Annotated in this window: 19 protein-coding genes; 10 read left to right on the forward strand and 9 right to left on the reverse strand. The window is 56.9% G+C overall.

Annotated elements, in window-relative coordinates; genetic code table 11:
• Nucleotides 1-752: 752 nt before the first annotated feature.
• The 3 genes from PSR62_RS01040 to PSR62_RS01050 all read right to left on the reverse strand — a co-directional run bounded on the left by PSR62_RS01040 (nucleotide 753) and on the right by PSR62_RS01050 (nucleotide 5,595).
• Nucleotides 753-2,174, reverse strand: coding sequence for a sigma-54-dependent transcriptional regulator (locus PSR62_RS01040; protein ID WP_274405982.1), 1,422 nt, complete (start codon nucleotides 2,172-2,174; stop codon nucleotides 753-755).
• A complete protein-coding gene (locus PSR62_RS01045) occupies nucleotides 2,159-3,487 on the reverse strand; it encodes a sensor histidine kinase (protein WP_274405983.1) in 1,329 nt (442 codons plus the stop codon). Before PSR62_RS01045 ends, PSR62_RS01040 begins: the two co-directional genes overlap by 16 nt.
• Before the next feature lie 542 nt (nucleotides 3,488-4,029).
• Nucleotides 4,030-5,595 (reverse strand): TolC family protein, encoded by a 1,566-nt coding sequence (locus PSR62_RS01050; RefSeq protein ID WP_274405984.1) that lies wholly within the window; start codon nucleotides 5,593-5,595, stop codon nucleotides 4,030-4,032.
• A 426-nt stretch (nucleotides 5,596-6,021) separates the two neighbouring features.
• Here PSR62_RS01050 and PSR62_RS01055 point away from each other — a divergent pair, with 426 nt between their 5' ends.
• The 3 genes from PSR62_RS01055 (at nucleotide 6,022) to PSR62_RS01065 (ending at nucleotide 8,665) form a co-directional block, all read left to right on the forward strand.
• Nucleotides 6,022-7,284: a GDSL-type esterase/lipase family protein gene (locus PSR62_RS01055; protein WP_274405985.1), complete on the forward strand. Its 1,263-nt coding sequence runs from the start codon at nucleotides 6,022-6,024 to the stop codon at nucleotides 7,282-7,284.
• Between the two features lie 169 nt (nucleotides 7,285-7,453).
• A complete protein-coding gene (locus tag PSR62_RS01060; protein ID WP_274405986.1) occupies nucleotides 7,454-7,930 on the forward strand; it encodes a PepSY domain-containing protein in 477 nt (158 codons plus the stop codon).
• 180 nt (nucleotides 7,931-8,110) lie between these two features.
• A complete protein-coding gene (locus PSR62_RS01065) occupies nucleotides 8,111-8,665 on the forward strand; it encodes a sugar O-acetyltransferase (protein WP_274405987.1) in 555 nt (184 codons plus the stop codon).
• A 105-nt stretch (nucleotides 8,666-8,770) separates the two neighbouring features.
• Here the strand turns inward: PSR62_RS01065 and PSR62_RS01070 are convergent, their stop codons facing one another.
• Nucleotides 8,771-9,451, reverse strand: a complete 681-nt coding sequence (locus PSR62_RS01070; RefSeq protein WP_274405988.1) for a hypothetical protein — start codon at nucleotides 9,449-9,451, stop codon at nucleotides 8,771-8,773.
• A 381-nt stretch (nucleotides 9,452-9,832) separates the two neighbouring features.
• Between PSR62_RS01070 and PSR62_RS01075 the strand changes: the two genes are divergently transcribed.
• Nucleotides 9,833-10,300 (forward strand): hypothetical protein, encoded by a 468-nt coding sequence (locus tag PSR62_RS01075; protein WP_274405989.1) that lies wholly within the window; start codon nucleotides 9,833-9,835, stop codon nucleotides 10,298-10,300.
• A gap of 156 nt (nucleotides 10,301-10,456) precedes the next feature.
• Here the strand turns inward: PSR62_RS01075 and arsS are convergent, their stop codons facing one another.
• Entirely contained in the window at nucleotides 10,457-11,524 is a 1,068-nt protein-coding gene (arsS, locus tag PSR62_RS01080) for an arsenosugar biosynthesis radical SAM (seleno)protein ArsS (protein ID WP_274405990.1), read from the reverse strand.
• Nucleotides 11,525-11,619: 95 nt separating this feature from the next.
• Entirely contained in the window at nucleotides 11,620-12,795 is a 1,176-nt protein-coding gene (locus PSR62_RS01085) for a methyltransferase domain-containing protein (RefSeq protein ID WP_274405991.1), read from the reverse strand.
• A gap of 406 nt (nucleotides 12,796-13,201) precedes the next feature.
• On the opposite strand from PSR62_RS01085, the gene PSR62_RS01090 reads away from it, so the two are divergent.
• From PSR62_RS01090 to PSR62_RS01100, 3 genes are all read left to right on the forward strand, one after another.
• Entirely contained in the window at nucleotides 13,202-14,053 is an 852-nt protein-coding gene (locus PSR62_RS01090; protein WP_274405992.1) for a DUF547 domain-containing protein, read from the forward strand.
• Nucleotides 14,054-14,169: 116 nt separating this feature from the next.
• Nucleotides 14,170-15,954 (forward strand): glycosyltransferase 87 family protein, encoded by a 1,785-nt coding sequence (locus PSR62_RS01095; protein WP_274405993.1) that lies wholly within the window; start codon nucleotides 14,170-14,172, stop codon nucleotides 15,952-15,954.
• 324 nt (nucleotides 15,955-16,278) lie between these two features.
• Nucleotides 16,279-16,497: a carbon storage regulator gene (locus PSR62_RS01100; RefSeq protein ID WP_274405994.1), complete on the forward strand. Its 219-nt coding sequence runs from the start codon at nucleotides 16,279-16,281 to the stop codon at nucleotides 16,495-16,497.
• Nucleotides 16,498-16,703: 206 nt separating this feature from the next.
• Here the strand turns inward: PSR62_RS01100 and PSR62_RS01105 are convergent, their stop codons facing one another.
• The gene (locus tag PSR62_RS01105; RefSeq protein ID WP_274405995.1) at nucleotides 16,704-17,279 is read right to left on the reverse strand and encodes a thioredoxin family protein; all 576 of its coding nucleotides are present in this window, start codon (nucleotides 17,277-17,279) and stop codon (nucleotides 16,704-16,706) included.
• Between the two features lie 342 nt (nucleotides 17,280-17,621).
• On the opposite strand from PSR62_RS01105, the gene PSR62_RS01110 reads away from it, so the two are divergent.
• Nucleotides 17,622-18,407: a glycosyltransferase family 2 protein gene (locus PSR62_RS01110; RefSeq protein ID WP_274405996.1), complete on the forward strand. Its 786-nt coding sequence runs from the start codon at nucleotides 17,622-17,624 to the stop codon at nucleotides 18,405-18,407.
• Nucleotides 18,408-18,432: 25 nt separating this feature from the next.
• Here PSR62_RS01110 and PSR62_RS01115 read toward each other — a convergent pair whose 3' ends face one another.
• Together PSR62_RS01115 and PSR62_RS01120 are read right to left on the reverse strand one after the other, a co-directional pair.
• Nucleotides 18,433-19,146: a Crp/Fnr family transcriptional regulator gene (locus PSR62_RS01115; RefSeq protein WP_274405997.1), complete on the reverse strand. Its 714-nt coding sequence runs from the start codon at nucleotides 19,144-19,146 to the stop codon at nucleotides 18,433-18,435.
• 585 nt (nucleotides 19,147-19,731) lie between these two features.
• A complete protein-coding gene (locus PSR62_RS01120; protein WP_274405998.1) occupies nucleotides 19,732-20,331 on the reverse strand; it encodes a sigma-70 family RNA polymerase sigma factor in 600 nt (199 codons plus the stop codon).
• 344 nt (nucleotides 20,332-20,675) lie between these two features.
• Here PSR62_RS01120 and PSR62_RS01125 point away from each other — a divergent pair, with 344 nt between their 5' ends.
• Both PSR62_RS01125 and PSR62_RS01130 read left to right on the forward strand, forming a co-directional pair.
• Nucleotides 20,676-21,638 carry a methyltransferase family protein gene (locus tag PSR62_RS01125; protein ID WP_274405999.1) on the forward strand — a complete coding sequence of 321 codons (963 nt, stop codon included), beginning with the start codon at nucleotides 20,676-20,678 and terminating at the stop codon, nucleotides 21,636-21,638.
• Complete coding sequence (locus tag PSR62_RS01130) at nucleotides 21,551-22,798, forward strand: AAA family ATPase (RefSeq protein ID WP_274406000.1); 1,248 nt, start codon at nucleotides 21,551-21,553, stop codon at nucleotides 22,796-22,798. The genes PSR62_RS01125 and PSR62_RS01130 overlap by 88 nt, the downstream gene beginning before the upstream one ends.
• The last annotated feature ends 169 nt before the right edge of the window (nucleotides 22,799-22,967 follow it).

Raw genomic sequence — 22,967 nt, forward strand, 5'->3', positions numbered from 1 at the left:
CACCCGAGAGCGTCCAAGTCGCCTGGCTTTTGACTCCACCTTGCCGCACTCGGTCGCGAGACTTCAAGGTGGGCAGCGATCCCTGACTTCATTGATCGACGAACCTGTTTGTGAATGCCTTCTCAAAAAGGATCGTGGGCGAAAGCCCCTGCCCGCCACCTTTCACACCCAATCCCCCCAGGAAGGAACCATTCGGTAAGAACCAGCATGCTTTCGCGGAATGGCGCAAGCAGGCGGCTGATTGAGTCCCCCGAAGCGTAACGAGCTAGTTGATTTAGTCAGCCGGAACGCGATCGCGTCTGGTTCGTTTCCGGTAACCGTGGGCGAGCGTTGGACTGTCAAAAGGTTGGTATTAACACCGCCTTGGACTGCGCAGGTTTTGTTCCTCGACTTCGCCCCAACGGGGCAGCCCTATGCCAGCCCAGGGCAACGCCCTGGGTTGTGGCGGGACCAAGATGACAAAGCCCCAACGGGGCGGTCCTAGCGGATTTTGGGGAGTCTTTCTTAGGGCCGCCCCGTTGGGGCTTGTGTCGGAATTTCCGTAACGAAACCCCAGGCGATGCCTGGGGCTATCTTAGAGCTGCCCCGTTGGGGCGTACGAAAGAACAGAAGCCAACAACGCATCATCCGTGTCAACACCAAAGATTGAACAGCCCAGGCTAGCGCCCATCGGCTGATCGTTCAACCTGAAGTCGGGAAGTCCTTTCGGGAAAGTTCCTTCCCAACGAAATGAGCGTCTGCGAACGGGGAGCTCAGCTCGCAAAGTCCGCGGCTTCGATCCCCAGCGACTTCAGCTTGCTCCGCAGGGTCACGCGGCTGATCCCGAGCAGAGTCGCTGCCTTGAGTTGGTTGCCAGCCGTGTGCGTGAGCACTTGACGCAACAGTTGACGCTCGGCGATGGAAATGGCTTCGGCGTACAAGTTGTCCGTGCCAGCCTCAAGCCGCTCTGCAACGAATTTCTCCGAGAGAAACTCTGGGCCCGTGGAATCCTCGGCGTTTCCGCGAACGTCACCCAGGGGCGGCAAGAAATCGGGCAACAGAACATTGCCGCGAGCGGTCAGCAACGATTGCTTCATCACGCTTTCGAGTTCACGCACATTCCCAGGCCAGTGATAGGCCCCCAGCACTTCCAGTGTCTCCGGCGCGATCGTGCGAATGTCTTTTCCGAATTCATTGCTGTAGCGGCGCAGGAAGTACTCCGCCAACACTCGCAGGTCATCCTCGCGTTCTCGCAGCGGCGGCAACTGAATCGTGACCACACTGAGTCGAAAGTACAGATCCGATCGAAACAGCCCTTCGGAAACCAACTGCTTCAAATCATGATTGGTGGCGGCAATGATCCGGACATCAACCTGGATGGGTGTGTTGCCGCCGACACGTTCAAAGGTTTGATCCTGCAAGACCCGCAGCAGCTTGGCCTGAGTCATCGGCGACATATCGCCAACCTCATCCAAGAACAACGTGCCCCCATCTGCCTGCTGAAGTTTCCCGATGCGTTGCCGGTGCGCGTCGGTGAACGCTCCTTTTTCATGCCCGAAGATTTCGCTTTCCAACAACGCGTCCGGGATCGCAGCACAATTGATCGCTTGAAACGGTCCGGTGGACCGGGCGCTGTGATGGTAGATCGCTTGGGCAACGACCTCCTTGCCAGTCCCGCTTTCGCCCAGCAACAGCACCGTTAGGTTCTGCGAAGCCACACGACCGATGGCCTTGTAGACCTCCTTCATCGCGTTGCAGCGACCGACAATCGCATCCCCCGTCGACTCTTTGTCGGCATCTGATTCGGCGAGCACTGGCTGAACGCGGACCATCCGGCTGAGCTTGAACGCTTTGTCGAGCAGCGTCCGGATCTCGTCCAGTTCAAGTGGTTTGAACAGGTAGTCGTACGCTCCCAGCTTGGTCGCTTCGATTGCGGACTGAACCGTCCCATGCCCCGTGATGAAGATGAACGGAACTCGGGCGTCCAATTCTCGCAATCGCTTGAAGAGCTCCAACCCACTGACATCGGGCAAGCTCAAATCAATCACGACGACGTCCGGTTTTGCATCCGTAAACAATCGCTCGCCTTCGGCACCGTCTTTCGCGGTCAACACCGAAATGGTTTCGCTTGAGAATGCTCGCTCGAAGGCTTTGCAGATCGAGGCTTCGTCATCAATGACTAAGAGACTTTGCATGAGACCTTGCCACTGGAGGAGTCATTCGAGCGGTTGTTCGAACGCTTGGCCAATGGAAGGGTCAGCCGAAACTCCGCCCCCCCTTGAGCTCGATTTTCCCCTGTCAGCGTTCCATGGTGCGAGTTGGCGATCCGGCGGCAAATCCCCAAGCCAAGGCCGACGCCGGTTGGTTTGCTGGTCGAAAACGGGGTGAACAATTTGGCCAGCATGTCGTCCCGGATCCCATCCCCTGTGTCGACGACCGAAACTTCGAGTTCACCGTTGTTGGCGACCACACGAATCGTCACTTCACCGCCATCGGGCAGTGCATCCAGTGCATTGAGAGAAAGATTGAGCAGCAGTTGCTGAATCTGTGAGGCATCGCCTTCGATGTGGATGGGAGTTTCATCGCATTCCACCGTGAGCTTCACACCCTGCTGCCCACAACGTCCTTCGATCAACTGAGTGGTTTTCTGGATCACATTTTGAATTGGAAAGACCGACTGTTCGCCTTCTTCCGGACGTGCAAAATCCAACAGGCTATTCACGCTGCGTTCCATTCGCCGGATTTCCTGCTCCACCAATTCGAGGTCATCGGTCGGCAACCCCTCCTCGGCGAATTTACTGCGATTGACCTGGATAAGCATTTTGATGGACGTCAACGGGTTGCGGATCTCATGGGCAACCCCGGTGGCCAACTGAGCGAGCGTGGTCATTTGCTGAGCCCGCAACGCCTCCGTTTCGCGAGCCATCATCAAGCGTTCCGCTTCCGCCTGCTCCGCCGCAGTCAGGTCGCGAATGATCGCGATCCGAAGCCGCTTGGATTCCGACGGGTACTCACTCACTGACACTGCCACGGGAAACGTGCTGCCATCAGGGCGTTTGGCACTGAGTCGGAAGGAAGCGGGCAAGGAATCAAAGGAGCGGGGCAAACGATCGAGAAACGCACTCGTCATTTTGCCCACCACCTGATCCATCTCCGTTGACAACAGCTCTGTCGTCGCGCGATTGCAAGACAGGATCACTCCGTCGTGATCGAACGTCAAAATGCCCTCACTGGCGTTGGACACAATCGTTTCGCTGCGACCATGTTCTTGAACCGCAATTCGCCGCAGTGGACCAATGATGACCCACCACAGGACAGGCGCACACACCATGGTCAACAACACGGCGTCCAAAACGGCGGTGCCGGTCTCGCCCAAGAAGTCCGGCATCACGTGCGGCAAGACCAACATCACGCCGACTTCGGCAATGAACACCAGCATCAACACAATGCCCAAGATCCGCGCCGGCGAACGCAGGATGGAGGACAAAGCAGAAACACGGTCGGACATACGCCAAAACTGATCGAAGCGAGGAAAGCGGGCAGTCGTGTTGGATGAGTGACTCAGACGGGGCGGATGTTCGCCACAACCATCCGCAGAGGTGGTCACCCCGCGGTCCAATGCCTGCTCCAATCGACTCGACGACTGCCATTCTACCAATGATTTCGACACTCAACATCTCGCCGATAGCGGCCAGCCAATCAGGATGCCGGCCGAGGATGTGACAGCGAGACCCACGCACTCTCGCTCCGATGCCACTCATCAAGCAAGCGATGTGCCGCTCCACCATCCCAGTCGCCTCGAAGCGGCGGGCGGGCCAGCATGGCCCACTCCGACGGGCATCTGGCATGCAAATGCCAAACGATCACGTCGTTGCCTTGGCTGCGAACCGACGAGCGTTGGAAAGTTTCTGTCCATGGGTGTGAACAGCTTTTATCTCCCAACACTCCACGTCGGCTGAACGCGATTCAGCCGACGTTCATGACTTGCTCGCCCCGGGTGACTCGCTGCAGGAGTCCCCCGAACACCGCGAAAGCAGACTTTGGTTTTGCCTACTGCCCGCCAAAGGATGCACCGCGGATGCCATCCCCGTCGGTGTAGTCGATTGGCGAATCCAGTCCGCCGGTCAGCAACAGACCGTCCATTTTGGACGCGGCCTGGGCCAGGTTGCCGCGAGCCTGAATCAAACGAATCGAAGACTCATAATAACTGCGGCGGACAATCAGCACCTGCAGGAACTCCAACTCGCCAGCTCGATAGGCTTCCTCGGACAGTTCCAGACTCTTCTTCGCTTGCGGGATGATCTCGTCTTCGTACTTGCGAACCGATTTCATCGCGGAATCAAATTCCTGTGCCGCACGGGCCAAACGCGAGCGGATCGACTGTTCAATGCGTTGGACCTCTTGAGTCGCTCGAACATAGTCGGCGTACGCCGCGGAAATGTTCCCGGAGTTCTTGTTCCAAACCGGAATCGGAGCCGACAACTGCAGGTTGAGCATCCCGTGTTCGGTCGCCTCGTCGTAGCCTGCTCCCAGTTGAGCGGTCACATTGGAGATCGGCTGCGCCTTTTGACGCCGCACGAGGGCTTGCTTCTCGCACACGATCGCTTGGGCGGCGGTGAGCTCTGGACTCTGCGCCAAGATTTCCTGGTAGGTGGTTTCCCAGTCCGGAGTCGTCAGCGGAGTGTCCAGTTCAGCCACCAACCTGGCGGGCGTCGACACTTGCAGTCCAGCGATGGCGGCCAAGTCTTTCCAGGCCCCCAGGTATGCCACCTCGGCTTGCTCCGCTGCCAACGTGACTTCGCTCAGCAGCGTTCGTGCTTGCAGCGTTTCTATCAACGTGCCTTCTTCCGCATTCTGGCGGTCCTCGGCAACCTGGACACCGCGAAGTGCCACACCAGCAAACTGCCGCGTCGCGTCGACTTGTTGTTGGGCGGCGATCGCTTCGAAGAAACGCACGCGAACATCCGTCAAGACACGGTACCGCTGCGTCTCACCCTCCGCCGCCTGAGCTCGTTGGGTGTGACCGAGCACTTCTCGGTTGAGCCCCAACTTGTTGCCACGCACAAATTCCTGTTCGACATAGATGCCGTGTTGGTCGGTGCCCCGGTCTGCGATCTGCTGACCAAAGTATCCCAGCGTCGGATTGGGGCGAGTCCCGACTTGCGAACGCAATCCAGCCGCTTTGCTGGTGGTTGCGTGGGCCGATTGAATCGCAGGGTTGTTGCCCAAGGCCATCGCTTCGATGTCGGCGAGTGTGTAGACCGCCGCATCGGAGACCTCGCCCTCGTTGGACATGCCCTCGGCTTCCCATGGCTCAGCCCGCTCAATGACAAATGTCGGGAACGATGGCGGATCGCCAGTGTGCGAGTTCGCGTCACCTTCGCCGCTGGCGTCAGCCTCCACATCGTCGAAGCCACCTCCCGTTTCGAACTCGTCGTCGAAGTACGCGACGGTATCGATGGAAGGTGGGGCAGCGTCATCGACCGACACAACCTGCGAAGGCAGAGACTCGATGTTCGTTTGACGGACCAGTTGCTTGGACGGGGCATTCACTCCCGCGCAACCGGAAATTGCTAACAGGCAAGAAAACGTGATGGGAAAGGTCAGCTTGGTCATGGCATCCGTGCATCGCAAGAGAGTGATTGAGAACCAGCGAAACGCCCCCCGCTTCCTTGCTGGTTGGATTTCCGTTGTGTTTGTTGTGAATGCCTTGTTGAGTTCAATCGGTTCAACCGCTGCGAACCTTTGCAGCGAGACAACTCAAACACCCGAATCACCCCTTGGTTGATCGGCGAACCCTCACAGCTGGAAATGCCCGCACAGCTAGCAAAGATTGCCAAGGCCGGTGTGAACGTCTCAGAACGCCTGCATCTGCTGGCGGCCCTCTTCCTCCACCAATGAATTCCTACACGCTCAGTCGCTCTGCCATGCCTCAACGTCCCTTTCCAGCGAGCAGATATCCGTTCCAGTAAGATGTGGATCCTGCCATGGATGCTCCTGCCATTTCTCCCTCCTGCCCCCGCCTTCTTGATGTCCCCAATCATGCGCCTTGTCGCTCTCCTGACGTTTCTCTCTGTCGCCGCGGTCCAGGCCCACGGAGACTTCCCTCTTCGCGACGCCGTGGAATGTCACCCACGTGCTGGGCTGCCAAACTTCATCGCCAAAGTCAAAGCGGGCGAGTCCGTTCGCGTGGCCTACCTCGGTGGCAGCATCACCGCCGCTCCGGGTTGGCGGATTCAATCGCGGGAGTGGTTGCAAGCACAATTCCCCGATGCCACCGTGAACGAGATCCATGCCGCGATTGGTGGCACCGGGTCCGACCTCGGTGTGTTTCGCCTGCAGCGTGATGCGTTGCAACACGATCCCGATTTGCTGTTCGTGGAGTTTGCAGTCAACGATGGCGGTGCCGCCCCGGAACGAATCCACCGTTCCATGGAGGGAATCATCCGGCAAACCTGGGCCGCGAATCCAGCGACCGACATCTGTTTTGTCTACACACTGACGCAGCCGATGCTGCCTGACTTGAAAGCCGGCAAGATGCCTCGTGCCGCCAGTGCGATGGAAGATTTGGCCGATCACTATTCCATCCCGTCGATTCATTTCGGCGTCGAAGTCGCCCGTTTGGAATCCGCCGGCAAACTCATTTTCAAAGCTCCGAAGCCCGCCGACATGGCTGCGGAACCGATGGTGTTCTCGACCGATGGCGTTCACCCCCACGTCGAAACGGGGCATCGTCTTTACACCCAAACCATCGCCCGATCATGGCCGCAGATCACCGCAGCAAGCCAAGACGCGAAGCCTCATGCGATCGGAAAGCCACTTCGCGAGGACAACTGGGAACAAGCCAAAATGGTGGCGATCCAGCCCGAGATGTTGACTGGGAACTGGACCAAACTCCCCTCGGATCATGCCTTGGCCAAACGCTTTCAACGGAACATGCCCGAACTCTATCAAGCGAACGAACCCGGCGCCCGCCTCGAATTCACGTTCGAGGGAACTCATGCCGGTGTGTTCGATCTACTGGGACCCGATGGGGGCGAAGTCCGTGTTGATCTCGATGGCAAGCAAGCCACTCGCAATCGAATCGATGGCTATTGCACCTACCACCGCATGGCAACTCTGAACGTTGGCTCGGATCTCGAACCTGCCCAGCACACCGTCAAAATGGAATTGACACCGAACCAACTGGACAAGCGAGAAATCCTCTTTGAACGCAACCGAGGCGACTTCGACGCCAAGCCCGACAAGTACCAAGGTCGCACCTGGTACGCATCCTCGCTGATGCTGATCGGTGACTTGAAGTGAGCCGCGATCGGCAGCTCCACCAGCCTGCCAAGGAAGATGAAGCAAACTTTAACTTCGCTTCAGCCACACTTCATTCAGCTTGCATACCATTTTCTTCCGTCGACTGGAGAACCGGAATTCCCTGTTCTCGCAGTCGCTGGAATTCACTTCCCCTGCAAGGAGTCCGAAAATGAAATCGCTACTGCTGAGTTCTCTCGTCGCCACAATGCTCGTCCCGCTCGGCTGGACCACCACCAACGTTGTCAACGGACAATTCGCTGGCGGCACGTGGCTCTCGGTGATCGAAATTGTCCAGAGTCTAGAAAAAGACGGATACGGCCCATTCACGGAACTCTCGATGGACGATGGCAACTGGGAAGTCGAAACGCACAAGGCAAACGAGTCCGTCGAACTGATGGTCGACCCGGTCACCGGCAAAGTGCTGTCCGAACATCACGATGATCCCGACACACCGCCACCCGCGGGCGCGATGCCGCTGTCGAAGTTGCTCAAAACGGTAAAAAAGAACGGCAACACTCAACAGATCCACGAAGTCTCTTTCGAACGTCGCTACTGGGAAATCGAAGCGTTCCGAAATGGACAAAAGCGAGAATTGCATGTTGATCCCATCACAGCCAAAATCATCGCGGATCGTATCGATGACTGAGACGGCCTCTTTCGAAAGAGGCCACACACCTTCTTTCCCGGGGCGAAACCCAGACACCAGCCACCATTTTCCCGAACTTCCCGGAGGGAATGCAGAGGGTAGCCGGCGGTCGAGCGAAGCGAACACCGCCGGGAAGGGATCCATCCCCCAAGAACCTCCCTCGAAAACAGGCATGCCCCGATGAAATCCGAGAGAGAAAAAATGCTCGCCGGCGAGCTTTATGATGCGAGCGATCCAGAATTGGCGGAAGCCCGCCTGGTCGCTCGCGAACGTTGCCACCAGCTCAACCACAGCTCGCCTCGCGAAGAAGCACTTCGCCGCAGCATTTTGAAAGAACTGTTTGCCAGCGGCGGCGATTCGGTTTGGTTGGAACCTCCGTTCCACTGCGATTACGGGACGAACATCCATCTCGGCAAACAGGTTTACTTCAACTTCGATTGCGTGATCCTGGATGTCTGCGATGTGCGAATCGGAGACTTTGTCTTCATTGCTCCTGGCGTCCACATCTACACGGCAACGCATCCTCTCGAATCCCACCTGCGACGAACCCAAGAGTACGGCCAACCAATCACCATCGGGAACGACGTTTGGATCGGGGGGAAAGCAATCCTATGTCCGGGCGTCACCATCGGTGACCGCAGCGTGATCGGTGCCGGCAGCGTGGTGACCAAAGACGTGCCCGCTGGGTCTCTCGTCGCTGGCAATCCAGCCAAGGTGATCCGAGAAATCACTTAGCACGATCTTCTCTCTGCGTTGAATCGCGACGATCGACGTCCAGGCCTCCATCCACCGTTCTCTCAAACGATGAATGGATCGACCATTGCTCAACCGGTGCGTCACCTATTTGGTCACGTCGTACTTGGCTGGGTTCTGGTTGAACATCTGCTGTTGTTTCTCGCCTGGGAATTGATAGCGCATTCCCCGATAGAAACTTGTGAAAGCTGGATTCCCTGCCATGTCCTGATTCATTTCCACCTTGCAAACGGAACATTTCCCGTCCAACGCCAGGTCGGCGTTCTCGTACTTGGCTTTGTCGGCCTCAAACATTGCCTTCGCTTGTTCATTAGCAAACAGGTAAAGGCGATCATTGTGCATGCTGGAGAACTGCACGTTGCCCGGAACCCGTTTGTGCATTTCGACCAAGGCCACCACACAATCGCCTCCCAGCGCGGGGGTGAACTGAGCTGGGTTGCTCAAGAACATTTTCTTTTGGTCTTCGCTCGGAAAGAGGTAGGTCTTTCCATCGTGCTTGACCGAGAACTGCGGATCGCCCTTGACCCACTGTTTCATCTTGATCACGCAAACAGGGCAGTAGCCTTGCAAACCAACCACATTTCCTGCGGCGTGATTCCCGGCGACTTTGGTTCCGCTTCCAGACGCCGCGGCGCGAGGTGGAGCGGTTCGGGTTCCGGACTGAGCTGCCGCGGTTTGAGCTGCCATCGTGGCTGGCATCAACGCCAACGCTGCGATCAGAATGCCTCGGATCTGAATTCCGTTGCTGAGCGAGTGACTTGTGTTCATGGCTTTCTTTTTTAACTCGTGAAAGGAAGGGGGTTTCTTGCCTTCGTCGATGACGATGAGCCCGCGGATTCCTTACACCGAAATCCTCGTTTTTTCCCTTTCCGTCATTCGGAACAGAAAAATGCAGAATGCGTGCACTCAGAGGGGGGGAAGCAATTCGAGTCGTCGGCGGATGCGACCAGAACGCGTGAAAAGTTGCTTCCCCATCCTCTCCGGTGCATCAACAACCCACCCGAAAGAGAGGCTCTTTCGCTCAGAAAAAATTCAAGAACTGTGACATCACTCACATCTTCGCGGCGGATGGCGAACCACAATCCGCATCAGTTAAGTCACGGGACATGGAGCTGTGTCCCAGAGGTACCTTGTCGATAAGGAACGAAGATGAAATTTGGATGGAAGTACTCAATGGTCGCTTTGGCGGCTCTGTTGGTTTGTGCCATGAGCAGTGATGCCAGTGCACAAAGCGGGTCATGTGGAGCCGCCTGTGCCGCGGCACGAACGGTGTCGCCCCAGGTGACGTATTCCACACCTTCGACGACGAGAATGTACACTTCGACTCAAGCAACACCGATTGCGGTGGGATCAGGTTGTGCGTCCGGCAACTGCGGTGGCAACGTTGTCACATCACAATCCATCGCCCAGCCAACGATCCACTACTCGACGCCCATCTCAACGCCAATCAACTCGGTTCATACCAGCTACGCTCCGAGTTATCAGCCCACCCATGGTGTGCCCGTCTCGTCCGTGCCCGTCAGTTCATGGCAAGGTGCCCGATACCAGACTTACTCGGCACCGACTTGTTCCGGTGGCAACTGCTCGGCGAATCGAGTGTATCGCCAACGCCGGTAATCGCCGCACGTTTGCAACGGCCCCCGACACGCGATCGCCAGAGGATCGTGTGTTTGGTTGAACAATGTCCCCGATGGTTTGCGAACCAACGGGGACCGAGGTGTTCAAGTCTGCTTTGCTGATTCCGGGCACCCGGGGACGCTTGAAGTGAGACACTCAAGAAGCAAATTCCGACTGCGGTTTCAACACCGCCCCCTGACAACTTGACCCACAACCTGCTGTGCACCCAAAGCAATGGCGTCCGGTCATGATCGTCCGACTCGAGAGCCGTTCGGCATCAAAGTCATGAATGGTCCCCGGCATCCCCGGTTCCAGTTCAATGTTCAACATCTGATTGAAATCACAATCAAACAGTCGACCTTGCCAATCAACCGACACCATTGATCGGCACATCACCCCCTCGACCGTCAGCGGATTGAATTGATCGATCAACGCCTGCAAATACTCGTCGAGTTTGCCTTGCTTCAGCAGGTCATCTAAGAATCGGCTGATGGGCAAGTTGGTGATCGTGTGCAACTCGGAAAACACGATGTCGTAGCGTGACTTCAGTTCACGTCGATACGTTGCTTCCAATTCATCTTGCTGCGGTGGCAAGGCGAGCCCAATGGGGTTGTAAACCAACGACAACTTCCGGCGTGATCCAGGAATCCCATACCCCAGTTCGTTCAGACGGCGCAAGGCATCGATGGATCGTCGGAACACACCGTCGCCACGCTGACTGTCACAGTTCTCTTCCAGGTAACAGGGCAACGAAGCCACCACCTCCACGTCATGTTCGGCCAAAAACTCAGGCAAATCCTTGAACCCATTGGCCATCAGAATCGTCAAATTGCAGCGGTCAATCACACGTCGCCCTCGCTTGTGAGCCTGCTCAACGATCCAGCGGAAGTGAGGATTCATTTCGGGCGCTCCACCGGTGATATCCAGCGTTGGAATGTCATGATTGGCCAGCACATCGATGATTTGCTCCGCCGTTTCGCGTGACATGCTCTCGCGACGGTCTGGACCGGCATCCACGTGACAATGAGTGCAAGTTTGGTTGCATAATTTGCCCACATTGATCTGCAGCACTTCGATGCTGGTGGCACGAAGCTTCCCCAATCCGCTGGCGAGCATTTTCTGGTTGAAGGTGGGCTGCCGAGGCGTCCCCTCTCCCTCGAGGATTTCTCGCTGCATCGCGGCGTTGGCGAGTTCGCTCTTGCTTCGTAAAAGTGACAGTTGCATGGTATTTTCTTCGGTGAACGAGACGTTTGGCTTGGGACAATCAAAGGCGGCAGTGAACCCCGGCTCGAAAACCAGGAAACAGCCATCAGCACGAACTAACAGCAACGGTCTTCAGCACCGCAGCCAGCCGTCTCTTCCGTGGTGGCGTGGTATTCCAGCCCCTTCGTTTCTCGCGGATGGCGGCGTGCGTTGAGTCGGCAGTCAAACGGCGGGGCATCTTCCAAGGCGACCTCTTCACGAGGTGCGATCGCGTCAAACATGTTGACATACGGTTCTTGCTGAAGCAGGCGGTACGTCTTGTCACACACCGCCATCCGCTCCCCGCGAAAGTAGGTGTGACCATCATCATCCTGCACCTTTTTGAAGGGACCGCGGTACGCAACCGCTTGCCCACGTTCCCGACACGGGCCTTGCTTTCCCTTGTAGGCCACGACCGTCACCGAACGAAATTCAATTCCCTCCACCGTTCGCCACGGTTCACTTTGTCGCTTGACGATCTCGATGCCGTGAAAGCCAGCTTCTTCAAACGCTTTCAGAAATTCGTCCTCGCGAAACGCCCCGGTGATGCATCCCGACCAAAGCTCGGGGGCCTGCTGCAATCGCTCAGGCACCGATTCGTCGCTGACGATGTCGCTGATGGCGGCCCGTCCGCCGTTCCGCAAGACACGAAAAATCTCCCCGAACAATTGTCGACGATCCTGTTGCCGAACGAGATTCAGGACACAGTTGGAAAGCACGCAGTCAACCGAATCGTCCGCGACCAATGGTCGTTCGCGACGCAAGCGTTCTTCCGCGTGACGAAGTGCGAGATAGCCCGCCGAATCGTGGACGGGATTCTCAGACAAATCCTCCGCCAACAAATCCAAGTCCAACGCCAAGTCCTGAATCAAACCATAGCGAAAGTCCACGTTGGCATACCCGAGTTGCTCCGCCACGGTCGGTGCATGCTTTCGAGCAAGCCCCAGCATTTCACGGTTGCAATCCACCCCGATGACCCGTCCTTCGGCACCCACGGCTTGAGCCGCGATGTAGCACAACTTGCCACCCCCGCTGCCCAAATCCAACACCGTTTCTCCCGACCGAACATACGGTGTCGGGTCACCGCATCCATAATCTCGTTCGATGATTTCTTGCGGGATCACCTTGAGCAAATCAGCCGAGTAGCTCACCGGGCAGCAGAGCGCTGGCTCGACAGCCTGAGCAGCAGCGGCGTACCGCTCGTACACCGATGACTCGGTGCCCTGTGTTGCGTCCAACAATGTTGCTTTCATAGTGCCGACTTCCTTTCGGATGCGAGTTGCTGTTGCCACGCTCAACCAGAGCAGGCCATTCGCCGAGGAAGACGGTGACGCCCGGAGTTCCTTACAGGATCCAGAAAAACTTTTCCTGCATTTGCTCAGGCTCATCGCAACCCCAATCCATCGAGGGCCTCCAAACTCAACCCGTCTTCGGTGGGTGCATCGCCTCGCCTGGCAACAAAAGTCCGATCCGTCTCGGCAGTGGCATGCCATCCGAAGCGTCGCCAACCGTCTTGGTGGGACGAAGTGTGGTGACTCTCACAGACACACTGGGCTTGCGATGCCATTGTGGGGCGGACATTGGATTCCAGTCGTCATTCCACGGGACGTGGCGATCTTGGAATCCGCCTCAGTCCCCTCAATGAATGGAGTCCTTCCGATGAAAAAGTCAGTGTTGCTGTTCGCCTTCTTCACCATGGCGATGATCCTATCCACCCCAAACAGCTTGGCTGGAGCCAAGGTCAACGTCGGACAAAACATTCCGGCACCGCAGCAGATCTCGATCGACCAAATCAACCCCAGCCAATGGGATGCCTTGCTCAAGAAATACGTCAACGAGAAGGGCGAGGTCAACTACGCGGCCTGGAAACAATCCGCCGAGGACATGCAAACCCTGGATGCGTTCCTCTCCCATTTGTCATCTGCCAACCCCAAAGCGCAGGCGAGTGTCCCCGCCAAGTTGGCATTTTGGATCAATGCCTACAACGCGGTGACCGTCCGAGGCATTCTCCGAGAATATCCCACCACCAGCATCAAAAATCACACCGCGAAGCTGTTTGGTTACAACATTTGGGATGACCTGCTGTTGACGGTTGGAGGCCAGCCGTTTTCGCTGAACCAAATGGAACACGAGGTACTACGCAAGATGGGTGAACCGCGGATTCACTTTGCAATCGTCTGTGCATCTCGCGGTTGCCCGCGACTGCTGAACGAAGCGTACACCGCCACTCGCCTGGAAGCACAATTGACGACCAACACCAAAGTCTTCTTCGCCAACCCCAACAACTTTCAGTACGATCCGGCACAGCGACTGTTTCGGTTGTCTTCCATCCTCGACTGGTTCGGCAGCGACTTTGGCAGCGATCAAGCGGGCCAACTTCGCAGGATCGCCCCCTACCTTCCGTCTCAACAGGCCGCCACCGCGGCGGCGGCAGGCGTTGGGACCGTCCGGTACTTGGACTATGACTGGGGACTGAACGACCAAGCCTCCTCACCCAACGCACGCCGTTGACGGTTTCCTTCGGGTGAATCCACTGATGCGTGTGGGGTCCACTCGGGACCACACCGGGCCAAGCATGCCTCACGCCTTCCTACCCCAACTTGGTTTCTCGCCGCCTCGCCAATCCGATGAGGCGACTCACGGACCTGGCACCGTTCCTCAGCGCAAGAATTCAGAGCACAAAATTGACGGGCGAATCAACACAAACGGATGAGGCAACATCCAAGCAGGACTTTCGCCTGTTGGTCATCCTCGCGGGGTGGTCGACCTGCCTGTACGGAATCATCGCGTTCCTGAGCTGGCAATTCGACTTTGACAGCGTCCCGATCGATCGTCCGATCGTGGCCGTGCTTTGCCTGTTCACCGTTGGGTTTGCGTGCTACCTCGGAGCGATTCGGATTGCGTGGCGCACCAAGTCGGATGCACGAACGCTCCAACTCATCGTCGGCTCCGCGATCGTGTTCCGTGTCGTGATGCTGTTCTCGCTGCCAATTCAAGAAGTCGACATCTATCGCTACCTCTGGGACGGCGCGGTCAGCACTGCCGGTGTCAGTCCCTTTCGCTACAGCCCTCAACAAGTCCGGCTTGCCGATTCTTCCCCCCAACAAGAAGACGCACTCCGGCGACTGGCCGAGATGCGAGAGGAAGATCCAGCACTAGCAGAAATTTTGCACCGAGTGCATTTCGCTGAACTGCCAACGATCTACCCTCCCACCAGTCAAGCCGTGTTTGCCGCGGCCACTCTCTCGACGCCTTCCTCCTCGTCGCTGCTGACGCGATTGTTTGTCATGAAGGCATGGCTGATCGGATTCGACCTAGCAACCGTGCTCGTCGTGATTGCACTCCTGCGTCAACTGGCACTCCCAACCGGACTGTGTGTCATCTATGCCTGGTGCCCGCTGCTCCTGAAGGAAGTGGCCAACAGTGGGCATTTGGATGCCATCGCAGTGTTCCTGACAACACTGAGCGTGTACATGTTCGTCCGCTGCCTCGGCAGCCAAACATTCCTTGAATCCGGCCGGAGAAGGATTGATCCAGGACGGTTGAGTTACGTCGTGCTCGCGGGAGTTGTGTTGGCATTCGGGGTCGGTGCGAAACTGTACCCCATCGTCCTGGCACCGCTGATCCTGTTTGCATTGGTCCGTCGCCGGGGCTGGCGTTTCACCCTTGTTCCCGCAGCCACCTTCATCCTCACAACCCTGGCCTTGCTTTCGCCAATCATCCCCTCCCAACCAGCTTCTGCAGGCGAATCACAAGCTCACGATCCGAGTCTTGGCGTCGTGACGTTTCTTCGTCGATGGGAAATGAACGACTTCCTGTTTCTCATCGTGATCGAGAACCTGAAACCAACGGCACAGCGAGGGCCACATGAAACCGCATGGTTCACTGTGATACCCGAATCGGCTCGCGAATCGATGGTGGACTCAGTCAGCGCACAACTCAACCTGGCTCCTGCCGAAGTTCCGTTCCTCGTCTCTCGTGCCATCACGGCGACGATCTTTTTGATCATCGCCGTGACCTTAGCATGGCGATCGACGCCCCAAGATCCCAAGAGTTTCTGTGAGTCCGCGTTCTTGACGATCGCTTGGTTTTGGTTGCTCTGCCCGACGCTGAACCCATGGTATTGGACATGGGCTCTGCCCCTGCTGCCTTTCGCCCGAGGCCGCGCGTGGCTGGCGCTCAGCGGCCTTGTGTTCCTCTACTACCTGAGATTCTGGCTGGACGCTCACTTCCCAACGACCGCAGTGCTTCGCTCCCCTTACACCGGCGCAGCCTTCTTTGATTTCGTCGTCACCTGGGTCGAATTTGGTCCCTGGTTTGTGGCTTTGGCCATGGGTTTTCTGATTCGGTCCCATCTGAAATCGACACGTTTTCCCAGCCTCCCTCGGCGAACGCGCGGTCACTCGCACTGAAGCGACGGTTCCGGTCGGCCAACCCCGACCAGAATGCAAGTCATCGCCACCGAGCAAACGCTCAGCAGCTCACTGGGGCATTCTGATGATCTCTCATGATGAATCGCGGCCGAAACCACTCCCACCACAATGTGGTCAGCGAGCCAGGCACAACGGAATGCCATGCAAGCGACCGGCACGCCCATCGCCAAAAAACAGAATCGGAACAATCCAGCCATCCGTTCCCAAACTCACAGATCCCTGCTTGCTTTCAACTTAGATTGACACTCGCAGACCACGAAGGTCAGTGGTCCAAACCGACGCATCCAATAGGGAGATTGAACAATGCTGGTCCTCTCAAGAAAACCCGGACAACAGTTGGTGATCCACATCGGCAATGAAGTGGCAACAATCGAAGTCATCCGCCTGCAAGGCAATCGAGTGTGCCTGGGAATCACGGCAGCGAACACGATCGGCATCTATCGCGAAGAGATTTGGTCCGAACATGGCGTCAACGGTGTCGTGATGGACACAGAACACCACCCCGTCAACACGGTCGCCTAAGCAGGTACGCAGGTGTCATCGGGTATGTGAGCCGCTGGCGTTAGCCACGGTTTTCACGCACAACCGGGGCTAACGCCCAAACGGCTCACAGGGTTGTGCTTGATCACTCCTGCCGACCTGCCTAGCGTCAAAACGCTGCGACAAACCGTCTGAACGAGTTTGTCGAAAAGACATGCAATGCCTCCCTTCGGTCCACCGGGGGATCGTCAGTTGACGTCCGAGGACGAACGCATCCAATTCGTCAGCAGACGTTTGTCAGCGACCCCGGACTTGCGTCCCACAACGCGTCCATCTTTGACGCTCAGCAGGGTCGGTATTCCCTCGACTTGAAATCGCTGTGCGATCTCGGGATGGTCATCAATGTTGACCTTGATCATCAATGCCCCCAAGCTTGCCGCTTCATTCTCCAACTCGCGAAGAATCCGTCCTTGAACCTGACAGGGTCCACACCAATCAGCGTAGAAATCAATCAGCACGGCTCCACGAGCGCTGTTGACCTTTGCCATCAAGTCCTCACCGGGGGCAAGGGTGACCAGAGACGGTCGAGGCGGCATTCTCGCAGAGGCGGTTGCAATGAGAGTTTCAGTTCGCTTCAAGGGCACCGTCTCCGCATGCTTTGCTTCCTCTGCCGCGACGGGTTTCACTGACGGTTCGGCCAGTGCCACCTCCACCTTGGTTGGTGAAGCCTTGCGAAATGCAATCGCTCCCGCATCCGTGCAACCGGCCAACGACACCAATGCGAACGACGAGACAGTGAAACGAACAAACGATGTGACTTTCATGGAATGACCTTTTGATGGTTCAATCTTCGAGGCGGGGGGGAAATGGGGGGCGTTGCATCGTTCCATGGCGATCGGCCTCGACATCCCGCCTTCATCCCCGAGCCCGCAGTAGCGAATCACGAGTGCGTCGCGCGAGATGCGTGGCCCAACCTCTCCAAGAATGCAGTTGCCCCTGTTGCTTACAATCGTCGACCAAGCCTCCTCGACTCAGTGAGGTTGCACACGTTCCTCGGTTCATGCCATTCAGCATGAGTGTGACGGACCTCACAGAACTCAACTTGCCCGCCTGCGAGGATGAAGCGATCTGCAATCAAGCACCTCCCCGTCACCCAAGCTGAGAAGATGAACGAGCTCGACCGCTATCTGAGAGAATCGGTCTGGGTCGTCATCCCAGCACTCAACGAAGAAAAGTCCATCGGACTGGTCTTGCGTGACTTGCCCTGCGTCGCCGGAGTGATTGTCGTCGACAACGGCTGCACCGACCAAACCGCCGTCATTGCTGAGCAAGCCGGTGCGTTGGTGGTGCGGGAACCGCAACGCGGGTACGGCGCAGCATGCCTCCGGGGATTGGCAAAACTGGACGCCATGGTCCGTGACGGCAAAGCGAATCCCCAAGCGGTTGCCTTCGTCGATGCGGACTACAGCGACCACTCCGATCGCTTGCCTGAACTGGTCCGTCCAATCGCAAGCGACAACGCGGACTTCGTTCTCGGGTCCCGACTGCTAGGTGAACGTGAACGAGGCGCCATGCCTCCCCAGAGTGTTTTCGGAAACCAACTCGCTTGCCTTCTGATGCGAATGTTGTTTGGCGTTCGGTACACCGACCTAGGGCCCTTTCGAGTGATCAACTACAGACAGCTTTGCGAACTCCAAATGCGAGATGAGAACTTTGGTTGGACGATCGAAATGCAAATCAAAGCCTCCAGGCTTGGGCTGCGTTCGCTTGAAATCCCAGTGCCGTATCGCACCCGAATTGGCACCAGCAAAATCAGCGGCACGTTGAGCGGGTCCGTCAAAGCCGGCTACAAAATCCTATTCACGATCGCGAAACATGGGTTCCTGCCGCATTCGAATTCCCCTGGCGTGTCGTTCTCGAAATCCGCGATGTCCTGTTCAAGCGAACGTTGAGACAGCTCGCATTTCGTCCCCTCACTCAGCACGCTCCCATGTGCGTTGGCGTTTTCCGGTGCACAGACTCCGCCATTCGTTCGGCTTGAATCAACGTGATGCGTTGCCGCCCCAGATCAACCATCCCTTCGGACTTCAATTGGCCGAGCAGGATGGTGACGGTTTCACGAGTGCTGCCCATCAGATTGGCGATTTCTTGGTGTGCGAGCTTGATTCGAAGATGAATGCCTTCTGAATTGCGGCTCCCAAATTGCTCCGCGAGGTCGAGCAACAGATGAACCAAGCGGTCTCGATTGGAAAGGAACAACAGGTTCTTCAAACGCCGTTCAACGCGATGGCGACGCAATCCGATCATCTTGGTCAGAGCAATCGAAACATCGTGATTGGCAACCATCAACTCTTGAATGGCGGCGGCAGGAATCATCACCACAGTCGATTTCTCCACGGCCTCCACATATTCCTCCCGCTGCTCCGCTTCGAAAAGAGCCAGCTCGCCAAACAACTCTCCCGGCTCAACGAAGGACAGAATGGACTGCTTCCCATCGCTGGTCAGATTACAAACCTTGACCAGCCCACTGGCCAGCAAGAACACGCAGTCCGCGGCCTGGCTCGGCAAATACACCGGGCTACGCGCGGAAAACGCTCGCGACCGACATCGCGATTCAAGTTGCTCCAATTGGCTTGGCTTCAGCTTTGTGAACAGCTCATTCGTTTTCAAATGCCAGATTTGCTGCGGCACACTGATCCCCTCTCCACCAAGTTTTCTCCGCCAATCAAGTCACACGCCGTGCCTCGATGCTCGCGAAGTTGCTCGATAGACGAGCCAACGTGCGTTTCCTTACAGAAAAACTTTTCGGTGCACACGTCCCCCCTCGGCACAAATCCGATCTGCCGTTGATGCATTGCCAGACACCGCCATGACGCCACCGCAACCAGAAACGTCACCACGACGCTTCGCGATGATTCCGCTCAGGAGAAAACCCAACGGTTTCGAGAATATCCCAGGGCCACTCCCAATCCCCAGGCAGGCAATCCGACGCCAAACGCAGACCTAACGCTGAGAATCCATGGCGTCCACGATTCGTTGTTTCGCAGTGGCGGACAGCTTCACCGTTTTGGACATCTCTGGATTGGATGAAAGCTCAGGCTGCTCAGAAAGTCGCGCCCTGAGAACAAGCTGATCGCGGCGAAACGCGGAGCAAAGTCGGCACATGCGCAGATGAATCCAAACCGAAATCCGCTGCCCAATGGGCAGGGGACGGTCGAGCGATTCCGACACGAGTTGAGAGACTTCTTTGCACGACAACATGACGGCCCAGTTCGGTTAAACCTTTTCTTGGAGCCAACGCACTTTGATGCAATTGGCGAGACGAAGACGTGCGCGATGCAGCAACACCCACAGATTCGACGCACTGATCTCCAATTCCTTACAAATTTCTTCGGTCTCCAGCCCCTTCATCTCTCGCAGCTCGAAAACACGGGACTGACGCTCGGGCAGTGAGTGCAAACACGCTTGAAAGACGGGCCAAAATTCCTGCCGGTCAACGGCATCAAGCGGTTCCAGCAAGGTCTCACGGACATTCGGATTCCACTTCCCACTTCGATCAAAGAAGGTGTCCCACTGATCGCTTGCGTCCGGTGTATCTGCTTGCCCCTCTGACTGAACGGACCGATTCCGTTGCCGGACGAAGTCAATGATTTTGCGTTTCAGGATTCCCATCAGCCATCCCTGCTGGGACCCCACTCCGGAAAACTGGTCCTGATGCTCCAATCCAGCTAGAAACGTTTGCTGCACCACCTCCTCAGCAAATTCCGGATTGCGCAGCCGCGACAAAGCATAGCGAAACAGAGCGTCGCCATACTCGTTCACCCAAGCCGACGGATCGCGACAAGGGTTGGAATTGGGCAATTCAGATTGTTCCATTCGATTTCAAACACGAGGAAAGCACCTCGGAAGATCCTACCAGAAACGTCCCATGCTTCTGTGAGCAATTTCACAACTAAAGCTGGTCGCGTCAACGCCTTCCCACGTCCGACTAAGCAGGTCGGCAGACATGAGCGGGCATAACCACGCGAGCCGTCTGGGCGTTCGCCCCGGTTGCACGTGGGAACAACAGCGATTACCAAAACAGTCCAAACGCTGAAAGACTCCTGCCAACCTGCTCAGCACGTTTGAGTTCCAGCTACATCCCTGGACACGGCTGCGTCAAGCCATTCCATTCGGCGGACAACTTCTCATGGGATCATTTCTCGTCCGTCGGAGTCAACGTGACCAACAGTGACGATCGGCAACCGAGCAACCGCGAAACAACGGTGAGAGACACTCCCGTTCGGATTGTCTCCGCCTATCTCGTCGTGCAAGCCATTGGCACGCTGGCGTGGTGGATCTTGTTGCTTGTCTATCCGGCCAGCATCCCGTGGTTTCAGCCCGCCGCTTGGCCGAATGGTGCACTGCTTTCGTTTTGGATGGCGGACTTCGTGTTGATCATCGCTGGCTCACTCTTAGCCGCGATTTGCGTGTGGCGTCAAGCGTCTTCGGCCACCACATTGGTTTGGATTGTTGCAGCGATCACTTGGTACCCGACCTTGGTTTGCATCGCGACCAGCCTGCAAACCGGAGAAGCTTGGATCGCATCGGCGATGATGGTTTGCATGGCTGGGTTGTCGCTTTCCATGGCAACGATCCATGGAAACACGTCGCAATCTCCCGCCACGATTCGCGTTGCTTCGATGAGTTCCGCTGTGGCAACCGCGTTGACTCTGGTGCAAACCGTGATCTTCTGGGGGACGTTTCTGTGGGTGCTGCCGATGGGAATCGTTGAACTGCAACTTCGACTCGGATGGCAAGTGTTTCAGCATCCGCTGCAGTCACCATTGTCCGGTGGTTTGTTTCTCGTTGCATCTTCGCTTGGGCTATGGAGCGGCATCACGATGGCGATTCGCGGCGATGGCACGCCTCTGCCCATGGCCACCGCACCTCGTTTGGTGATCACCGGGCCGTACCGCTGCGTTCGCAATCCGATGGCACTCGCGGGCATCGTTCAGGGCCTCGCGGTGGGATGGCTTCTCGGCAGCATCCCCGTCATCGTTTACTCGCTGTGCGGAGCGGTGGTCTGGCACGTCTTCGTGCGTCCGGTCGAAGAATGCGATCTTCAGCTTCGGTTCGGGGAGGACTATCATCGCTACCAGAAACACGTCCGACTCTGGATCCCTACGGCACCTTTCTCTTGATCCACCGAATCGCAATCGCCGGCTACCGTTCGATCCGCTCGCTGACCGTGCGACTGGGTGAGTTGACGGTGGTCACCGGACCAAATGGAAGCGGTAAGACAAACCTGTATCGTTCGCTGCGTTTGATTGCTTCGGCTGCCAATGGCAACCTGAACCAATCGTTGGCGGAAGAAGGCGGATTTGAATCCGTGCTTTGGGCGGGGCCCGAAATGATCCCCATCGAAATGAAACGGGGCGAGGTTCCCGTGCAAGGAACCTTGCGTCGAAAACCCATCGCATTGAAGCTCGCCTTCTCTGCCGACCCGATGAGCTACTGCATCGACCTGGGTCACCCCGTTCCATCCAACTCCATGTTCGATGGTGACCCTGAGATTAAACGCGAATGCATTTGGACGGGGCCGACTCCAGACGCCAGATCGCTGTGCGTTGATCGCAAGGGAGCGAACTTGCGATGCCGATCGGGGAAAGGCAAATGGCAAGACATCGATTTACACTTGTCTCGCGGGACAAGCCTGATGACCGAGTACGCCGATCCTTTCGCTGCTCCCGAGATCATCGTGATGAAGGAGCAATTGCGGGGTTGGAGGTTCTACGACACGTTCCGATGTGACTCGCACGCCCCCGCTCGACTGCCATCGCCTCAAACGTTCACTCCAGTGATGGCCAACGACGGATCCAACTTGGCCGCGGCTCTGCAAACGATCCGCGAGATCGGCGACAGCCACATCGTCGAACAAGCCATCGAGGAAGCCTTTCCTGGTTCGCAACTTCACGTGCAATCCGGCGAGAGCGGCATGCAAGTCGTGCTGGCTCAGCCTGGCATGCTACGTGGTCTCACGGCCAGAGAATTGTCCGATGGGACGCTTCGGTATCTGTTGTTGCTGGCTGCGTTGTTTTCACCGCGACCACCGGAGTTGTTGGTGTTGAACGAACCCGAAACCAGCTTGCATCCGGAGCTGATCGAACCGCTGGCAAACATGATCTGCCGAGCAGCGGAGCGAAGCCAAGTCATCGTTGTCAGTCACAATCAACATCTCGTCGAACAACTGGAACGGGACGACATCTGCGTGCCGGTGCGTCTGAACAAAGAGACGGGTGAAACCATCGTCGAAGGAACCGACTTGCTGAGCCAGCACGGATGGAAGTGGCCGGCGCGGTAGACGTTGCCTTCGTGGGTGAATGACGCGGCAGAACGCTGCCTACGATTGGGTGAGTATCAAGTGAGATAGGCTTCCAGCCTGTCATCCCCTTCACGACAGTCTGGAAGCCTATCCCACTGATTGTTCTACCTCGTTGTGGGCGACACGCAGGTCCGACTCTCAACTGAAC

Origin of the sequence: Rhodopirellula sp. P2, assembly GCF_028768465.1 — a bacterium.
Taxonomy (GTDB): domain Bacteria; phylum Planctomycetota; class Planctomycetia; order Pirellulales; family Pirellulaceae; genus Rhodopirellula.